At 72.8% G+C, this 17,014-nt stretch carries 15 protein-coding genes; 4 read left to right on the top strand and 11 right to left on the bottom strand.

What is annotated here, in order from left to right:
• Positions 1 to 68: 68 nt before the first annotated feature.
• The 9 genes from CS0771_RS07330 to CS0771_RS07290 form a co-directional block, all read right to left on the bottom strand.
• Complete coding sequence (locus CS0771_RS07330) at positions 69 to 620, bottom strand: hypothetical protein (RefSeq protein ID WP_212840321.1); 552 nt, start codon at positions 618 to 620, stop codon at positions 69 to 71.
• 14 nt (positions 621 to 634) lie between these two features.
• Entirely contained in the window at positions 635 to 1,837 is a 1,203-nt protein-coding gene (locus tag CS0771_RS07325) for an ABC transporter permease (protein WP_212840320.1), read from the bottom strand.
• On the bottom strand, positions 1,834 to 2,568 hold the full coding sequence (locus CS0771_RS07320) for an ABC transporter ATP-binding protein (protein WP_212840319.1): 735 nt from the start codon (positions 2,566 to 2,568) through the stop codon (positions 1,834 to 1,836). The genes CS0771_RS07325 and CS0771_RS07320 overlap by 4 nt, the downstream gene beginning before the upstream one ends.
• Positions 2,568 to 3,737, bottom strand: coding sequence for an efflux RND transporter periplasmic adaptor subunit (locus tag CS0771_RS07315; RefSeq protein WP_212840318.1), 1,170 nt, complete (start codon positions 3,735 to 3,737; stop codon positions 2,568 to 2,570). The genes CS0771_RS07320 and CS0771_RS07315 overlap by 1 nt, the downstream gene beginning before the upstream one ends.
• A gap of 81 nt (positions 3,738 to 3,818) precedes the next feature.
• Positions 3,819 to 5,924, bottom strand: a complete 2,106-nt coding sequence (locus tag CS0771_RS07310) for a collagen binding domain-containing protein (protein ID WP_212840317.1) — start codon at positions 5,922 to 5,924, stop codon at positions 3,819 to 3,821.
• Positions 5,925 to 6,040: 116 nt separating this feature from the next.
• Positions 6,041 to 6,712 (bottom strand): hypothetical protein, encoded by a 672-nt coding sequence (locus tag CS0771_RS07305; RefSeq protein ID WP_212840316.1) that lies wholly within the window; start codon positions 6,710 to 6,712, stop codon positions 6,041 to 6,043.
• Between the two features lie 90 nt (positions 6,713 to 6,802).
• Positions 6,803 to 8,470, bottom strand: a complete 1,668-nt coding sequence (locus CS0771_RS07300) for a cell wall metabolism sensor histidine kinase WalK (RefSeq protein ID WP_244870659.1) — start codon at positions 8,468 to 8,470, stop codon at positions 6,803 to 6,805.
• Positions 8,467 to 9,201: a response regulator transcription factor gene (locus tag CS0771_RS07295; RefSeq protein WP_212840315.1), complete on the bottom strand. Its 735-nt coding sequence runs from the start codon at positions 9,199 to 9,201 to the stop codon at positions 8,467 to 8,469. Before CS0771_RS07295 ends, CS0771_RS07300 begins: the two co-directional genes overlap by 4 nt.
• 100 nt (positions 9,202 to 9,301) lie before the next feature.
• Positions 9,302 to 10,597: an HlyD family efflux transporter periplasmic adaptor subunit gene (locus tag CS0771_RS07290; RefSeq protein ID WP_212840314.1), complete on the bottom strand. Its 1,296-nt coding sequence runs from the start codon at positions 10,595 to 10,597 to the stop codon at positions 9,302 to 9,304.
• Positions 10,598 to 10,753: 156 nt separating this feature from the next.
• Here CS0771_RS07290 and CS0771_RS07285 point away from each other — a divergent pair, with 156 nt between their 5' ends.
• Positions 10,754 to 11,320 (top strand): hypothetical protein, encoded by a 567-nt coding sequence (locus CS0771_RS07285; protein WP_212840313.1) that lies wholly within the window; start codon positions 10,754 to 10,756, stop codon positions 11,318 to 11,320.
• A gap of 231 nt (positions 11,321 to 11,551) precedes the next feature.
• Here the strand turns inward: CS0771_RS07285 and CS0771_RS07280 are convergent, their stop codons facing one another.
• Positions 11,552 to 12,136 carry a TetR/AcrR family transcriptional regulator gene (locus CS0771_RS07280; protein ID WP_212845677.1) on the bottom strand — a complete coding sequence of 195 codons (585 nt, stop codon included), beginning with the start codon at positions 12,134 to 12,136 and terminating at the stop codon, positions 11,552 to 11,554.
• 163 nt (positions 12,137 to 12,299) lie between these two features.
• Here CS0771_RS07280 and CS0771_RS07275 point away from each other — a divergent pair, with 163 nt between their 5' ends.
• The 3 genes from CS0771_RS07275 (at position 12,300) to CS0771_RS07265 (ending at position 15,651) form a co-directional block, all read left to right on the top strand.
• On the top strand, positions 12,300 to 12,752 hold the full coding sequence (locus CS0771_RS07275) for an SCP2 sterol-binding domain-containing protein (protein WP_203750644.1): 453 nt from the start codon (positions 12,300 to 12,302) through the stop codon (positions 12,750 to 12,752).
• A gap of 2 nt (positions 12,753 to 12,754) precedes the next feature.
• On the top strand, positions 12,755 to 13,975 hold the full coding sequence (locus CS0771_RS07270; RefSeq protein WP_212840312.1) for an acyl-CoA dehydrogenase family protein: 1,221 nt from the start codon (positions 12,755 to 12,757) through the stop codon (positions 13,973 to 13,975).
• 113 nt (positions 13,976 to 14,088) lie between these two features.
• A complete protein-coding gene (locus CS0771_RS07265; RefSeq protein WP_212840311.1) occupies positions 14,089 to 15,651 on the top strand; it encodes an AMP-binding protein in 1,563 nt (520 codons plus the stop codon).
• A gap of 93 nt (positions 15,652 to 15,744) precedes the next feature.
• Here the strand turns inward: CS0771_RS07265 and purD are convergent, their stop codons facing one another.
• Positions 15,745 to 16,992: a phosphoribosylamine--glycine ligase gene (purD, locus tag CS0771_RS07260; RefSeq protein ID WP_212840310.1), complete on the bottom strand. Its 1,248-nt coding sequence runs from the start codon at positions 16,990 to 16,992 to the stop codon at positions 15,745 to 15,747.
• Between the last annotated feature and the right edge of the window lie 22 nt (positions 16,993 to 17,014).

Here is a 17,014-nt window from a genome sequence, read left to right as displayed (position 1 = left end):
GCCAGGCACACGGGGGTATGTGCGCTCAAGATACGCCCGAGTGCCTGGCAAGTCAGATGATCTGGGCGTTAGCCGGCGGTGGTGATGGAGGTGGCGGTGACGGTGGTGTCCTGGGTGGTGCCCTGGACGGTGATGTCGGTGCCGGCGGCGAGGTCCTTGAGGGTGATCTTCTCGGTGGCCTGGACGGTGGTGTTCTCGCCGGTCTTGATGGTCAGCACGCTGCCGTCGGCGGTCTCGATGTAGACGGTGGTGCCGTCGACCAGCTTGATCTTGCCGCTGATCGGGGCGGCGGCGGTCTGCTGGCCGCCGGTCTGGCCCTGCTGCCCGCCGGGCATGCCCCCGGGGAAGCCGTACTGGCCGCCGAAGTTGCCGCGGTAGCCGTTGGCGGGGCGGTTGCCCGTCGCAGTGCCGGCCGCCGTGCCGGAGCCGGTGCCGAAGCGCTGCTGCACCTGGACGCCGGCCAGGAAGCCGCCGCAGGTCAGCACGAGCGCCAGCAGGATGCCGGTGCTGCGGGTGAGCCACGGCCCGCGTTTCGCCTTGGCCAGGCCCGCGACCAGGTCGTCCATGGGCGCGGCGTCGTCTGTGGGCGCAGTGTCCGGAGTACGGATCGCGTGCTTCATCGGGGTCGGGCTCCTCACTCGTACCGCAGGGCGTCGATGGGGCGCAGGCCGGCGGCGCGGCTGGCCGGGTAGCTGCCGAAGAACAGGCCGATCGCGACGCAGACGCCGAGCGCCAGCGCGACCGAGTCCGGCATGATCACCGGTTTGATGCCGACGATCTCGAAGTTGGCGCCGATCAGCGCCGCCGCCACCCCTGACCCGCCGCCGGCCAGGCTGAGCAGCGTCGCCTCGATCAGGAACTGGGTGAGGATGATCCGGCGCGGGGCGCCGAGCGCCTTGCGGATGCCGATCTCCCGGGTCCGCTCGGTCACCGACACCATCATGATGTTGGTGATGCCTATGCCGCCGACCACCAGCGAGATCCCGGCGACCGCGCCCAGCAGCACGGTGAACGTCTCGGCGGTCGCGGTGCGCGTCTCCAGCAGCTGCGAGGCGTCCCGGATCTGGTACGGCGTGCTGCTCGCACCGTCCGCGACGTGCATCTTGGCGTTCAGGATCGAGGTGATCTCGGCCTTGGCGGCGGCCACCGCGTCCGCGTTCACCGCCTCGATGGTGATCGACGAGACGGGGCCGTAGCCGGTGAGCGCGCGCTGGACCGCGGGCAGCGGCGCGATGGCCACGTCGTCCGGGTCGTTGAACCCGGTCGAGCCCTTCTTGGCCAGTACGCCGATGACCGAGAAGATCTGCCCGCCGATGCCGACGCGCTGCCCGACCGGATCCACAATGCCGAACAGCTCCTCGGCCGTGGTCGGCCCGAGCACCACCACCCGGGCGGCCTGGTCGACGTCCTCCTCGGTGAAGCCCGACCCGCGCGCCACCACGCTATTAGACGCGGAGAAGTACGACGGGTAGGTGCCGATCACCGAGTTCACGTCGTACGACGCGTCGCCGAAGGTCAGCGTCTGGGACGAGCTGACCACGGGCGAGACGCTCTTCACGTCCGGCGCGGAGTCCCGGTCCTGCAGCGCCTTGACGATGTCCAGGGTCAGGTCGGTGCGGTAGCCGGTGTCGCCGCCGCGGCCGCCCTGCACGGTCAGCGTGTTCGTGCCGAGCGCGGCCAGGCTGTCCTCGACCTGCTTGGCCGAGCCGTTGCCGACCGCGACCAGCAGGATCACCGCGGCGACACCGATCAGGATGCCGAGCACGGTCAGCCCGGAGCGCAGCTTGTTCGCCGCGACGCCGCGCAGCGCGAAGCCGAAGACCTCGAAGATGCTCATACGGCCACCGCCTGCCGCACGATGGGGCGGCGGCGCTCGTCCGTCACGATCCGGCCGTCGACCAGCCGGATCGTGCGGTGGGCGTGCGCGGCCACCTCGTCCTCGTGCGTGATCAGCACGATGGTGCGGCCCTGGGCGTTGAGCCCGTCCAGGATGCCGAGCACGTCGCGGGTGGAGCGGCTGTCCAGGTTGCCCGTCGGCTCGTCGGCCAGCAGCAGCGCGGGCCGGCTGACCAGCGCGCGGGCCACCGCGACCCGCTGCTGCTGGCCGCCGGAGAGCTGGTTCGGGTCGTGTTCGGCCCGGTTGGCCAGCCCGACCAGGTCCAGCGCGGCCAGCGCCCGCTCGCGGCGCTCGGCCCGGCCCACCCCGGCGTACGCGAGCGGCAGCTCCACGTTGGCCAGCGCGCTCGTGCGGGCGATGAGGTTGAAGGACTGGAACACGAACCCGATCCGGCGGTTGCGCACCAGCGCCAGCTGCGACTCGTTCAGCTCGCTGACGTCCACCCCGTCCAGCCGGTAGGTGCCCGAGGTGGGCACGTCCAGGCAGCCGAGGATGTTCATCAGGGTGGACTTGCCGGAGCCCGACGAACCCATGATCGCGACGTAGTCCCCGGGCTCGACGACGAGGCTGACCCCGGCCAGCGCGTGCACCGCCGTCTCGCCCTCGCCGTACGTCTTGACCAGGTCCGTCACCTCCAGGACCGGGCGGCCGTCCCGGCCGTACGCCGCCATCACCGGCCCCCGCCCGCGGGACGGTTGCCGCCGGTGCCGCCGAAGCCGCCCCCGCCGAAGCCGCCGCCGGTCAGGCCGCCCGGCCCGCCCGGGAACTGCTGCTGGTTGTTCGTGCCGCTGGTGACGGTGGCCAGCACGACCTGCTCGCCCACCTCGACCCCGGACACGATCACCGTGTAGGAGTCGCCCTTGAGCCCGATCTCCACCGAGCGGGTCTCCTGCACGCCGTCCTTGACCACGGTCACCGTGGTCCGCCCGCCGGCCGTGCGCACCGCGGCGGCCGGGACGTACACCGCGTCCGCGACCTCGTCGACGGTCACCGTCAGGCTCACCGTCTGGCCCAGCCGGACGCCCTCCGGGATGCTGTCCAGCAGCACCTCGATCGGGTACGTCACGGTGTTGCCGTCGGAGGCGGTCGGCGAGATCGCCGACACCTTGCCGGTCGCGGTCGTGCCGGTCAGCGCGTTCCAGGCGACCGTCGCGCGCTGCCCGGTCTTGAGCCGGGTCGCGTCCGCCTCGGCGACCCCTGCCGCGACCTGGAGCTTCGTCAGGTCGGCGAGCTGTATGAAGCCGGACGAGGACGTCGAAGACGACGAGCCGTTGCCGCCGCCCGACGAGCCGCCGGAGGAGCCGCCCACCGCGCCGCTGATCGCCACCACGGTGCCGGCCATGGGCGCCTTGAGCACGGTGCCGTTCACCGCGCGCCGGGCCGCGGCCACCGCCGACTCGGCCTGGTCCACCTGGTTCTCGGCGTTGGCGATGGTGCTGTCGTCGCCGCCGTCCTCGGCCCGGTCCAGCGCGTCCCGCGCGGCGTCGAGGTTGCGCTCGGCGGTGGCCAGTGACTCGTTCACCTCGGTCGCGTCGACCGTGGCGAGCACCGCGCCCTTCTTGACCCGGTCGCCGACCTTGACCTTGATCGCGGTGACGGTGCCGCCGGTGGTGAAGTCGGCCGACATGGTGTTCGCCGACTCGATGGTGCCGTCGGCGGTCACCGTCGCGGTCACCGTGCCCTGCGCCACCGCCACGGTGCGCACCGTGCTGCCCTGGGCCGGCTCCGCGTCGCCGCTGATCATGAAGTACGCCCAGGTGCCACCGCCCGCGAGCAGCACCCCGAGGGCGCTGTTCAGCAGAGCGGTGCGCCCGAGCGGGATGGCTCGCCGCAATCGCATGGCGAGCATCGTGGCGGCACGCCCTCGACGGGACCTCCGGCCGACCTCGGAGGAAGCTGGGAGGTCCCGTCGACGTGCCGGCTACGGCTTGACCAGGGCGATCCGGTCCTGCGTGGGGCCGCCGTACCGGGTGGACGGCGTCTGCACCGGCGGCGGCGCCGTGGTCGCGGCCGCGGCGGCCACCGCCACCCGCCCGACCAGCGCCTTCAGCTGCCCGGCCGTCACCGAGGTGAGACCGCCGCCGACCGGCCTGCCCGCCACGCGGTCCGGGAACCAGAGGTTCACCGACCCGGGCCGGCAGGTGTCCCCGAACCTGATCTCGAACCCGCGGACGATGTCCGACCAGGCGGCGCCACTCAGGTCGATGACCGGCTTGGCCGCCGGGGTCCGGTTCTGCTGCGCGGGCGGGTAGTACCAGCAGTCGCGCGTGGTGTCCCGGTAGCGCAGCAGCACCTTGGTGGGCAGCGCGTCGACCCCGTGCTCGAAGGCCCAGGACGGCACGTCGTTCTCGGCGAGCAGGTCGCCGGTGGTCGCGTCGTACACGCTGAGGTACGCCTCCTGCTGCGTGTCGCGTCCCGGGACCGTCGCGACGAGCGTCACGATGCCCCGGTTGTTGTAGAGGTCCCCGGCGTCGAAGGTCTTGCCCGAGGTCACCTTGATCGGCAGCGCCGACCGGCGGTTCAGGGCGTATCCCGACCACGGGCCCACGTACACGGGATAGCCGATCTCGTTGCGGCGGTACTGGACCGGCCAGGCGTACGGGCCGAGGTTGTCCAGCCGGTACGAGCCGTCCTCGGTGCACGCGGCGACGCCCGGGATCCGCAGCGAGTACGCGTTGACGCCGAGCGGGCTCGCGCACATCACGTCGTAGGGGTAGACCGTGCCGGCGATGGCGCCGCCGAGGTCCAGCCTGATCGGCGCGAGCGCCGTCTGCGCGGTGCCGGTCACCCACACCCGCTTAGCGAGGTCCTGGTCACCGGTGCCCTTGCCGTCGTGACCCAGCCACTGCGCGCCGTACGGCGCGTCCGGCCGGACGAACAGGTTCACCGGCTGCACGCCGACCGGGCCCACGGTCACCCAGCCGTCCTCGCCCGAGCAGGACTCGATCCGGGGCACCACCGGCGGCGCGGGGTTGCCGACCTCAGGCTTGGGGGCCAGCCGCCCGGCGACCGTCCCCGGCAGGTGGTAGACGCAGCCCCGGACGCCCTTGGTGGGGTCGCCGGCCGAGACCAGCCGGGTGCGGATGGTGCCGGCGCGGGTCAGCCGGACGGTGACGTCGTTCTGTCCCGTGTAGAGAACCTTTCCGGCCCGAGCCGGCCAGTGGTCCGCCCCGCCGTGCGCGACCACGTTCTGCGCCCCGAGCTTCAGGCCGGTCAGCCGGATCACTCCGTCCGCGGCGCAGGTGAGGGCGACGGAAACGGCCTCGGCGCAGGCACCGGGCACCGGCGCGCCGGTGACGTCGTCCAGCACGGTGACGGCCAGGTCGGCCAGCGGCGCCAGCAGCCGGTGCGCCGGTGCGACCAGCGTGCCGCCGGAGGTGACCTCGTAGACCGTCGCCGCGGCGCGGTCCCGCGTGTTCGGGACGTACTCCGTGTCGAAGCCGTTGCTGACGCCGATCACCTGGACCTGGTACTTGCCCGCCTTCAGTCCGGGCACCGCGTAGAAGCCGGCGGCGTCGGTGTAGGCCCACGCTTCGTACCGCGAATCGCCGACCGGATAGACGAACACCCGGCGGTTGGCCGCCGGCTCGCCCAGGTGCGTCAGGATCTGCCCGCTGAGCGTGCCGCCCAGGTAGAGGTGGAAGTTGACCGGCACCGGCTGGTTGAGGGGCACCCCGTTCGCGTCGGAGAAGCTCAGCCGGTCCAGGTACCACAGGTCGGTGTAGCCGGGCGCACTCGCGACCAGTTTCACGTTGCTGGTGGCGCCGTCGGGCTCGGTGGGCAGGTCGTCGAAGCGGTAGGCGCCCGTCGCGTCGGTGCAGGCCTCGCCGACCTTGCGCGGCGGCAGCGGCGTTTCCAGGCCCGGCCGGTACGCGCTCACGCACGCGCCGGCGACCGGTGCGTTCGTGACGTCGTCGAAGACCCAGCCCTGGATGGTGGTCGGGGCCGCCGCCGCCGGCGTGCCCAGCCCTACGATGGTGAAACTCAGTGCGCTGACCAGCGCAGCAGCGATCGTGGTCCGCCGCATGTGTTGCCTCCCCGTGGACGCGGCTCAGAATCGCGTCCACTGTAGAGAGCGGATGATCGATCGCGCATCGGGCATACGGCCGGTCGATCGATCATCCGTCCACAAGGTGCGGCGAGTTACGGCTTCACCAAGGCGATCCGGGCGGGGGTCGGCGCCTCGTGCCACCGGACCGGAGCGGTGCGCGGCGCGTACACCTGCGCGAGCGCCGCCTGCACCGCGCTGCGCACCGCGTCCTGCGCCGTCCGGGCCGGCGACGGCCGGACCGACAGCTGACCCGAGAACCACAGGCCCACGGGCCCGCCATGGCAGTTCTTCGTCGTCGTCCGCAGATCGATGTCGATCGTTCGTGCACTCATCGTGTAGCTGTTGATGAGCGGCTTGCGGGTGCGGAGCAGGTGCCGCGGCAGGTTCGGCGGGTAGTACCAGCAGTCCAGTCCGTCGGCCGAGCGGTAGCGCACCAGGAACGGGCCCTGCGGAGCGACGGCCCAGGTGACCGAACCCCACAGCCTCACGTCGGAGAGGAGGTCACCGGTGACGCCGTCGTGGATGCTGAGGTACGCCGGCACGGTCGTGCCGCCGCGCACCGTCACCGCGTAATCGGTGACGAAACCGCTGTTGTACTCCGGGCCCGGCACCGTCTCCCCGGCGACCACCTGGATCGGCGTGGCGGCGCGGCGGTTGGCCGCGAACCCGTTCCAGTAGCCGATGTAGTCGACGGGATCCTTGAGGAAGTTGCGCGAGTGCAGGACCGGCCAGGCGTACGGGCCGAGGTTGGCCGACGGCCACACCCATGATCATCCAAGTTGCCAGGCACATGGGCGTATCCGCGCTCAAGATACGCCCATGTGCCAGGCAAGTCGGATGATCGAGGGACCGGGTCAGGTGGCTAACGGCAGTAGGACCCGGAATGTCGAGCCCGCGCCGGGGGCCGTGGCCAGCTCGATGCGGCCACCGTGGGCTTTCACGATGGCCGAGGCGATGGCCAGGCCGAGGCCCGCGCCGCCGTGACTGCGCGCCCGGTGCGGGTCGGCGCGGTACAACCGCTCGAAGATGCGCGACGCGTGCTCCGGCGGCACCCCCGGCCCGGTGTCGCTGACCTCGACGATCGCGACCGGCACCGCCGCGTCCAGCTCGGCGCCGACCGCGGCCACCACCGGGCCGCTGTCCCGGGCCACCGGCAGCTCGAACGGCTCGTCGACGGGCTCGCCGCCGCGGTGACTGATGCGCAGGGTCACCCGGGCGTCGGGGGGCGTGTGCTGGAGCGCGTTGGCCACCAGGTTCGTGGCGACCTGGCGCAGCCGGTGCTCGTCGCCCAGCACGCAGACCGGCTCGAACCCGGCCAGCTCCACGGTGCGCTGCGGGTTGCGCACGTGCGCGTCGCGGACCGTGTCGGCCGCGACCGCGAGCAGGTCCACCCGGGACTGCTGCAGCGGGCGCTCCTCGTCCAGTGCGGCCAGCAGCAGCAGGTCCTCGACCAGCAGGCCCATCCGGCCCGCCTCCTGCTCGATCCGGGACATGGTCTCGTCCAGCTCCGGGCCGGGCGGCGCGCCGCCGCGCCGGTACAGCTCGGCGAATCCGCGGATCGAGGTGAGCGGGGTGCGCAGCTCATGCGAGGCGTCCGCGAGGAACTGGCGCAGCCGCTGCTCGGACGCGGCACGCGCGGTCACCGCCGCCTCGATGCGGGACAGCATGGTGTTGAGCGCGAGACCTAGCCGGCCGGGCTCGGTGTGCGGGTCGGGATCGGGCACCCGGGCGGTGAGATCGCCGCCCGCGATCTGCGCGGCGGCGTGCTCCATGTTCGTCAGCGGCCGCAGCCCGAACCGGACCACGCTGTACGCCACGAAGCCCAGCACCAGCAGCACCAACGCGCCGACACCCAGCCCGATCAGCAGCATCAGGTTCGCGGTGGAGTCCACCCGGTCCAGCGAGATCGCCGCGACCCGGTAGTGCTCGCCGACGCCGGACCTCGACCCGGCGACGTGACTGACCGCGACCCGGAACTCCTGCCCGGACAGGCTCGTGGCGGTGAACGCGCGCGGCGGCTGCTTGGCGGCAGGGTCGGCCGCGTGCGCCTTGATCTCGTCGAAGGTCAGCCGCGGCCGCTCGGCGAGGCTGACATCGCTGGCTAGACAGTACGTGAGCCGGCCAGCGGTGTCGTAGTTCAGCACGATCGCGTCGTTGAGGCCGGGCGGGATGTTGGGGGCCCGGCCGCCGCCGGGCGCATCCTGCACGTTGCAGGTCACGTCGGAGACAGCCGCCGTCGTCGGCGTGGCCGTCGGGTCCGGCTGCGGCGCGGCGCCGGGCAGCGTGGTGGCGGTCGGCAGCGGGCTGGGCACCGGACCCGGCCCGCCGCCACCCGGCCCCCCGCGGCCGAAGCCGACGTTGGCGAGCCGGAGCACGTCCTCGTCGAGCTGCTGTACCAGGTAGTGGCGCAGCGTGGTGGCGGCGACGAAGTCGGTGATGAGCAGGGCCACACCGGCCAGGGCCACCACCGCGACCACCATCCGGGTGCGCAGGGTCCACCGCCGCCACGGTGGGCGGATCATTCCTGATCACCCCGGGGCAGGCGGAGCGCGTACCCGACGCCGCGCACCGTGTGGATCAGCGGCGGATCCCACTTGTCGACCTTCTTGCGCAGGTAGTAGACGTACGACTCGACGATGCGGCCGTCGCCGCCGAAGTCGTAGCTCCACACCCGGTCCAGGATCTGCGCCTTGGAGACCACCCGGCCCGCGTTGACCAGCAGGTAGCGCAGCAGGTTGAACTCGGTCGGGGACAGGTCGACGAGCTTGCCGCCGCGGCGCACCTCGTGCGCGTCCTCGTGCAGCTCCAGGTCGGCGTAGCGCAGCACGCCGCTGTCGGCGGGCTCGCCGCCCGGCCGGCTGCGGCGCAGGATGGCCCGGATCCGCAGCACGACCTCCTCCAGGCTGAACGGCTTGGTGACGTAGTCGTCCGCGCCGACGGTCAGCCCGGAGATGCGGTCCTCCACGGAGTGTCGGGCGGTCAGGAACAGCACCGGCACCAGGGCGTTCTCCGGGCCACGGCCGTCGGCACGGAGCTGCCGGGCCACCTCGAAGCCGTCCAGGTCGGGCAGCATCACGTCGAGCACGACCAGGTCGGGCTGGAACTCCTCGGCCGCGATCAGCGCGTCCCGGCCGGTGTGCGCGACCCGCACGTCGAACTCGACCAGGCGCAGCGTCGCCGACAGCAGCGCGCAGATGTTCGTCTCGTCGTCGACCACCAGCACCCTGGTCCGCGACCGCTCCTGCTGCGTCACCGGCTCCCCCTTCGCTCAAAGCAAGCTGTGAGCTGGTTGTATCCATCCTGCCTCGGAGTTTCCTCGGAGCCGGGTGAGAGAAGCATGGAAGAGGCTCAGTTCACGAGCGGGCGTTGACGCGTACGCTGTCACCCTCGGTGAGCCCCGCCACGATCTCGACGTCACCGTCGCCGCGCAGCCCGACCTTGACCTGGCGGGCCGTGCCGTCCGGCAGCTTGACCTCGCCCTCGGTGTCGCCGGTCATGCGCACCGCCGACTGGGGCAGCAGCAGCACGCTGTCGGCCCGGTTCAGCACGACGCCCGCGGTGGCGCTCTGCCCGATCAGCAGCCCCTCCGGCGAGCCGTCGAACGCCAGCAGCACCCGGTAGCGCACCAGCGTGCCGCTGGCGGTGCCGGTCGCGGCCACCTCGGCGATGGTCGCGGGAAGCGTCTCGTCGGGGCGGTTGGCCAGGGTCACCGTGGCCGGCTGGCCCACCGCCAGGCTCACCGCGTCGGCCTCGGCGAACTCGGCCTCGACCATCATCGTGGCGGTCACCCCGAGCTTGATGAACGTCGCCGTGCCGACCGCGTCCCCGGCCCGGCCCTCGACCGCGAGCACCTTCGCCGCGACGGGAGCCGTGATGACCGTGCCCGCCAGCTCCCGCTCGGCGCGGGCCAGGTCGGCCACGGCCCGGTTCACCGCGATCTGCGCGGAGTAGATCGCGTCCCCGCCCGCGCCGCCGCGCCCGCCGGAGCCGCCGCCCTGGCAGCCGCCGCCACCCGTGCCCGCGGTCGGCGAAGGCGTGGGCTTGGCACCCGGGGTGCGGGACGGCGACGGCGAGGGCCCGGCCGACGGGCTGGTGCTCGGGCTCGGGCCGGCGCTCGGTGAGCTGCTCGGCGATGCGCTCGACGAGCCGGAGCCGCCGAATGCGGCCGGGTCGGGCCCGGTGGACGCCGGAGCCGCCGCCCCGCCGGCCGCCGTCCCGAGGTAAGCCGCCGCTGCTGCGCGTACCGTCGTGTCGCAGCTGGTGTCGCCGGCGGCCGCCGCGGCGTCGGCGAGGGTCTGCTCCGCTTCGGCGAGCGCGTTGGCGGCCTCGTCGCGGGCCTCCCGCGCGTCGGCGTCGTCGATCGCCGCCAGCACCTCGCCGAGGAGCACCTCGTCACCGGGCTTCACCTTCACCGAGGTCAGCGTGCCCGACACGGAGAACGCCAGCTCGCGGGTGGCGACTGGGGCCACCTTCCCGGAGGCGGCCACCGAGTAGGTGACCTCGCCGCGCTGCACGGCCGTCGTCGCCGCGGCCGCCGGGGCCGGGTCACCGCCCCGCAACACGAGCACCGTCGCCACCACGGCGGCGACCAGCACCACCGAGCCCGCAGCCAGCCACCGGCGCCGTCTTCCGCGCACCACGAACGTCATGGCCGGGGAGTCTCGCGGCCGCCGCTCGGCGATCGCTTCACACCACCTCGGAGCCACCTCAAAGCCGGGGCGGCCCGCGCACTCCCAGCTCATCCTGAGGTCCGATCGAGCGGGCACCGAGGCCGCTCGTGCAGGCTCGCGCAGGTGAAGACGCCGATGAGAAACTTCCGCGCCGCGCTCACCGCGACCGTGGCCGTCGCCGTGCTCGGCCTCGCCGCGGCCTGCGGTGCCGCCGACGAGGGCGACACCGGCCAGAACACCGGCAGCGGCGGCGCCGCGGACGGGTTCGCCGCGTACAGCGCCTGCCTCAAGGAGCAGGGCATCGACCTGGGGGAGACCTTCGGCCGCGGTGGCCCGTCCGGGCGGCCGACGGCCCGGCCCTCCGGTATGCCGACGAACCGGCCGACGGTGCGCCCCAGCGGTCAGCCCGGTGGTTTCGGCGGCCCCGGCGGGGGTATGCGCCTGCCGGGAGGCGTGACGGCCGAGCAATGGCAGCAGGCACAGCAGGCGTGCGCAGCGGTGCGTCCCAGCGGTGGCCCCGGCGGCTTCGGTGGCGACCGCGGCGACAGCGGTGCCAACGCGGCGTACCGCAACTGCCTGGCTGACCGCGGTGTGGACTTCGCACCCGGGCAGCAGCTCGCCACCGCCGATCCGAAGGTGGCGGAGGCGCTGCAGGCATGTGCCGTGCTGCGGCCCGCCACGCCGAGCCCGGCGGCGAGCTGACCGCATCTCTCCCGGCGGGTTCGGTGGACCGAGCCGGCCCTGGTGTGCGCCGTTCCCCCGTGCGGCGCCCCCGGGGCTGGCTCCTTTCCGTGGGCGGTGGGCAAGATCGGCGTTTCGTGACGGAACCTTGCGCCAGACCACAGGTTCTGACACGAACTCGCGATCTTCACGCGCCCGCGAGCCGCGCCGCGCCGCGAGCCGCGCCGCGCAGCCCGTCCAGCGTGGGCTGGGTCAGGGGGTGGGTGGGCGCCAGGTCGAGCCGCGCATGAGCTGGTCGGCGCCGAGCCAGACGGCGTTCATGAGCCGGGTGGCGGTGCGGCCGGGGTCCTCGTCGGGGTGGTCGGCCAGCCAGTCGGCCAGCGACTCGCTCGCGCCGACCAGGGTCAGCGCCATCGCGGTGAGATCGTCCGGCTTGACCTGCCGCCCCTCCTGGCGCAGCGCGCCGTCCAGCCGATCGGTGATCACCTCGACGACGGCCTCCCGCATCCGGCTGATCTCGGCCGAGAACGGCTGCTGCGTGCGGGCCTGCCGGTAGAGCACCGACCAGCCGTCGCGGTGCGCGCCGACGAACTCGAAGAAACCTTTGAGGCCCCGCCACAGTTGCTGGTCCGGAGGGAGAGTGGGATCGGCCGCCGCGGCCAGGCCGTTGACCAGGCGGGCCGACTCACGGCGCAGGCAGGCGATGAAGAGTTCCTCCTTGGTGCCGAGGTACGCGTACACCATCGGCTTGGACACGCCGGAGAGTTCGGCGATCTCGTCCATGTTGGCGTGGTGGAAGCCGCGGCGGGAGAAGACCAGCACGGCGGCGTCGAGCATCTGCTGCTCGCGTTCCGCGCGCGGCACCCGGCCGGTCCGGCCGCCGTCCGCACGGGCCGCGACGGGGTCACCTGGAGTGAGTGGACTGCTCTGCACCTTGCCAGCCTACCTACTCCCCCGTAATGTTACGCACGAGTAAGTTTCCAGTGTTACGGAGGACATCATGGCCGAGCTCGACCTGTCCGACTTCAGCTCGCTCGACCCGGCGCAGTTCGCGTCCCTGGTCAAGAACGCGTCCGACGCGCAGCTGACCGAGGTGCTCAGCGGCGACCTGCGCACCAAGGTGCTGGACGAGATCTTCCGCCGGATGCCCGGCCTGTTCCGCCCGGAGCGCGCCGGCAACACCGAAGCGGTGATCCACTGGATCATCACGGGTGCCCCGGACGGCGGCTCGGACACGTACGAGCTGGTCATCGCCAACGGCGCCTGCACCCTGTCGGAGAAGCCGGCCAACGAGCCGAAGCTCGCCGTCACGGTCGGCCCGGCCGACTTCCTCAAGGTCGTCTCCGGCAACGGCAACCCGGTGATGATGTTCATGACCGGCAAGCTGAAGGCCAAGGGCGACCTGGCGCTCGCCGCCAACATCGCGAACCTGTTCAACATCCCCAAGGCCTGATCATGTCCTCGTTGGAGTTCTCCCTCGACCTCAACGAGGAGCAGCGGGATCTGCGCGACTGGGTGCACGGCTTCGCGGAGCAGGTCGTGCGCCCGGCCGCGGCGGAGTGGGACGAGCGGGAGGAGACTCCCTGGCCCGTCATCCAGGAGGCCGCCAAGATCGGCCTCTACGACTTCGAGTTCCTGGCCAACCTGTGGGCGGACCCGAGCGGCCTGTCCATGTGCATCGCCAGCGAGGAGCTGTTCTGGGGCGACGCCGGCATCGGCCTGGCCATCATGGGCACCTCGCTGGCCGTCGCGGGCATCTTCGGCTCGGGCACCCCGGAGCAGATGGCCGAGTGGGTGCCGCAGTGCTTCGGCACCAAGGACGACCCGAAGGTCGCCGCGTTCTGCTCGACCGAGCCGGAGGCGGGCTCCGACGTGGGCGCCATGCGCACCCGCGCGGTGTACGACGCGGCCACCGACGAGTGGGTGCTCACCGGCCAGAAGGCGTACGCCACCAACGGCGGCATCGCGAACGTGCACGTGGTGACCGCGGTCGTCGACCCCGAGCTGGGCTCGCGCGGCCAGGCCGGGTTCATCGTGCCGCCCGGCACCAAGGGCCTGCACACCGCACGCAAGCTGCGCAAGCTCGGCATCCGGGCCTCGCACACCGCGGACGTGTTCCTGGACGAGGTGCGCGTGCCGGGCCGCTGCCTGCTCGGCGGCAAGGACGCGCTGGACGCGCGGCTGGCGCGGGCCCGCTCCGGGCAGCGCTCGTCGGGGCAGGCCTCGATGCGCACGTTCGAGCTGTCCCGGCCCGCGGTCGGCGCACAGGCGCTGGGCATCGCGCGGGCGGCGTACGAGTACGCCCTGGAGTACGCGAAGACGCGGGTGCAGTTCGGCCGGCCCATCGTGGAGAACCAGGCGGTCGCGTTCGCACTGGCCGACATGCGGATGGAGATCGACGCGGCCCGGCTGCTGGTGTGGCGGGCGGCGTGGATGGGCCGCAACAACCGGCCGTTCACCGCGGGCGAGGGCTCGATGTCCAAGCTCAAGGCGGGCGAGGTCGCGGTCTCGGTGACGGAGAAGGCGCTGCAGATCCTCGGCGGCGCCGGCTACCTGCGCGAGCACCCGGTGGAGCGGTGGTACCGCGACGCCAAGATCTACACCATCTTCGAGGGCACCAGCGAGATCCAGCGGCTGGTCGTGGCGCGGGCCATCACCGGCGCCTCGCTGCGCTGAACGCTGCCCTCATCGACGGCGGTCCACCCCTGCGGTGGGCCGCCGTCTTCACATCATGGTTACCGATGAGTAATATGCGGAACACCTGACGTTGACAGAGAGAGGCTCACCCCGTGGACCTGCTCTTCATTGTCCGCACCCTCGCCCGCCGCGGGCTGCTCAAGCCGGGCAGCCCCAACCGCGTGGCCGACCAGCTCAACGCGCTGCGCCGGTGGGGCTTCACGCTCGCCGGCGAGCTGCGCGCCGCCGAGGCCCGCGACCCGCACCGGATCGCCGTCATCGACGAGCACCGCGGCCCGATCACGTACCGCCAGCTCATGCGCCGGGCGCAGCGCCTGGCCACGGCGCTCGGCGCGACCCGGGGCGTCGGTCCCGGCGTACGCGTCGGCCTGATGTGCCGCAATCACGCCGGCCTGGTCGAGGCCATGGTCGCCTGCTCGCTGCTCGGCGCGGACGCGGTCCTGGTCAACACCGCCCTGTCCGCTCCGCAGCTCGCCGCCGTGGCCGAGCAGCAGCAGCTCCGCCTGCTCCTGCACGACCGGGAGTTCGCACCGACCGCCGCCGCGGCCGCCTGCGAGCGCCTGGACGAGTCCGTGGTCGAGGCGCTGATCGCGGAGACGTCGTCCCAGCAGCGCTGGGACGACGTGAACCGGGCCGGGCGCACCATCGTGCTCACCTCCGGCACCACCGGCGCGCCCAAGGGTGCCCGGCGGCCCACCCCGAAGGGCTTCGGCCCGCTCGTCTCCATCATCGACCGCATCCCGCTGCACGTCGGCGAGCGCATCCTGATCTCCGCCCCGCTGTTCCACACCTGGGGGTACGCCGCGCTCCAGCTCGCCCTGGCCATGCGCGCCACCGTGGTGCTCCAGCGCCGCTTCGAGCCCACGGCGACCGTGCAGGCCGTCGACGCGCACGGGTGCACGGCCCTGTTCGCCGTACCCGTGATGCTGCAGCGCCTGGTCGAGGCCGGTGCCGTGCCCGCCCGGCCGCCCCGGATCACCGCGGTCAGCGGCTCGGCCCTGCCCGGCGGCCTGGCCACCCTGTTCATGAACGCCTGGGGCGACTGCCTGTACAACCTCTACGGCTCCACCGAGGCGTCCTGGGCCTCCATCGCCACCCCCGCCGACCTGCGCCGCGACCACCGCACCGCGGGCCGCCCGCCGCACGGCACCCGCATCGCCATCCTCGACCCGACCGGCCGCCCCGTGGCCCGGGGCGAGATCGGCGAGATCCACGTCGGCAACGAGATGCTGTTCGAGGGATACACCCGCGGCCCCGGCGACCCGGCGGCGGCCGACCTGCGCGGCGGCCTGCTCGGCACCGGCGACCTCGGCCACCTCGACGCGGACGGCCTGCTGCACGTCGACGGCCGCGCCGACGACATGGTCGTCTCCGGCGGCGAGAACGTCTTCCCCCGCCCCCTGGAGGAACTCCTCGCCCAGCTGCCCCAGGTGCGCGAGGTGGCCGTGGTCGGCGTCCCCGACGCCCAGTACGGCCAGCGCCTCGCCGCGTACCTGGTCCTGCACCCGGGCCAGACCCTCGACGCCGACGAGGTCCGCGAGTACGTCCGCCACTACCTGGCCCGCTTCAGCGTCCCTCGCGACGTGCACTTCCTGCCCGAACTCCCCCGCACCGCCACCGGCAAGGTGATCCCCCGCCTCCTCCACCCCATGTAAGGAAGGGCACCTTCGTCGGCTCGCGTCAGCGAGACGAGCAGCAACTCAGCTCGTTTTCCGATGTAGAAGGTGCCCTTCTTAACGTCTCGCAGGTCAGCGCCAGGGAGAGACGACGCGGCCCTCCTCGGCGGCCAGCGCGATGTCCGTCCGGAACTGCGAGCCCGCCAGCTCCACGTGCGACACCAGCTCATACGCCGCTGCCCGCGCCGCGTGCAGGTCACGCCCGTTGGCGGTGGCGCACAGCACCCGACCGCCGGCCGAGCGCAGCACGCCGTCGGCGTCCCGCTTCGTGCCGGAGTGGATCAGGCCCTCGGCCCCGGTGATCTCGTCGCCGGTGCGCGCGCTCGCCGGGTAGCCGGCGCCGGCCAGCACCACCGTCACCGAGTACGCGTCCGCCCACTGCAGCTCCGGGTGCTCGGCCAGCCTGCCGGTCGCGGCCGCGTACAGCAGCCCGCCCAGCGGCGTCTCCAGCAGCGACAGCACCGACTGCGTCTCCGGGTCGCCGAAGCGCGCATTGAACTCGATCACCTTCGGGCCGTCCGCGGTGATCGCCAGGCCGACGTACAGCAGCCCGGCGAACGGGTTGCCCGCCTCGCGCATCGCCTGCAGCGTCGGGTGGACCACCGTGGCCATCACGTGCTCGACCAGCTGCGGCGGCGCCCACGGCAGCGGCGCGTACGCACCCATGCCGCCGGTGTTCGGGCCGCTGTCGCCGTCACCGATCCGCTTGAAGTCCTGCGCGGGCAGCAGCGGCAGCGCCGTCTCCCCGTCGGTCACCACGAACAGCGACACCTCGGGCCCGTCGAGGTACTCCTCGATCACCACCCGGCCGCAGTCGGCGGCATGCCGCAGCGCGGCCTCCCGGTCGTCGGTCACCACGACGCCCTTGCCCGCGGCGAGCCCGTCGTTCTTCACCACGTACGGCGCACCGAACGCGTCCAGCGCCCGTGCCGCCTCCTCCGGCGTCGCGCACGTGAACGCACGCGCCGTCGGCACCTTCGCCACGTTCATGACCTGCTTCGCGAAGTCCTTGGACCCCTCCAGCCGAGCCGCACTGCCCGACGGCCCGAAGCAGGGCACACCCTTCGCGCGTACCGCATCCGCGACCCCCGCGACCAGCGGCGCCTCCGGCCCCACCACCACGAGATCGGCCTCAACCTCAACCGCCAGCCCAGCCACCGCCTCCGGCGACAGGATGTCCACATCCCGCACCTGCGCCGCGACCCCGGCGATCCCCGGATTCCCCGGCGCCGCAATCACCGCGGACACCCCCGGATCCCGCACCAACCCCAGCACCAGGGCGTGCTCCCGCCCCCCACTCCCCACCACCAGTACCCGCACGCCCCCACCCTACCCTCCCCGT

The organism is Catellatospora sp. IY07-71, assembly GCF_018326265.1.
Taxonomy (GTDB): domain Bacteria; phylum Actinomycetota; class Actinomycetes; order Mycobacteriales; family Micromonosporaceae; genus Catellatospora.
The sequence above is the reverse complement of the archived record's forward strand: the minus strand, read 5'-3'. Positions and strand labels throughout refer to the sequence as shown.

Excerpts from the sequence above, each read along its gene's own strand:
- CS0771_RS07330 (WP_212840321.1), bottom strand. The coding sequence starts at position 620 with ATGAAGCACGCGATCCGTACTCCGGACACTGCGCCCACAGACGACGCC.
- CS0771_RS07325 (WP_212840320.1), bottom strand. The coding sequence starts at position 1,837 with ATGAGCATCTTCGAGGTCTTCGGCTTCGCGCTGCGCGGCGTCGCGGCG.
- CS0771_RS07320 (WP_212840319.1), bottom strand. The coding sequence starts at position 2,568 with ATGGCGGCGTACGGCCGGGACGGCCGCCCGGTCCTGGAGGTGACGGAC.
- CS0771_RS07315 (WP_212840318.1), bottom strand. The coding sequence starts at position 3,737 with ATGCGATTGCGGCGAGCCATCCCGCTCGGGCGCACCGCTCTGCTGAAC.
- CS0771_RS07310 (WP_212840317.1), bottom strand. The coding sequence starts at position 5,924 with ATGCGGCGGACCACGATCGCTGCTGCGCTGGTCAGCGCACTGAGTTTC.
- CS0771_RS07300 (WP_244870659.1), bottom strand. The coding sequence starts at position 8,470 with ATGATCCGCCCACCGTGGCGGCGGTGGACCCTGCGCACCCGGATGGTG.
- CS0771_RS07290 (WP_212840314.1), bottom strand. The coding sequence starts at position 10,597 with ATGACGTTCGTGGTGCGCGGAAGACGGCGCCGGTGGCTGGCTGCGGGC.
- CS0771_RS07285 (WP_212840313.1), top strand. The coding sequence starts at position 10,754 with ATGAGAAACTTCCGCGCCGCGCTCACCGCGACCGTGGCCGTCGCCGTG.
- CS0771_RS07280 (WP_212845677.1), bottom strand. The coding sequence starts at position 12,136 with ATGCTCGACGCCGCCGTGCTGGTCTTCTCCCGCCGCGGCTTCCACCAC.
- CS0771_RS07275 (WP_203750644.1), top strand. The coding sequence starts at position 12,300 with ATGGCCGAGCTCGACCTGTCCGACTTCAGCTCGCTCGACCCGGCGCAG.
- CS0771_RS07270 (WP_212840312.1), top strand. The coding sequence starts at position 12,755 with ATGTCCTCGTTGGAGTTCTCCCTCGACCTCAACGAGGAGCAGCGGGAT.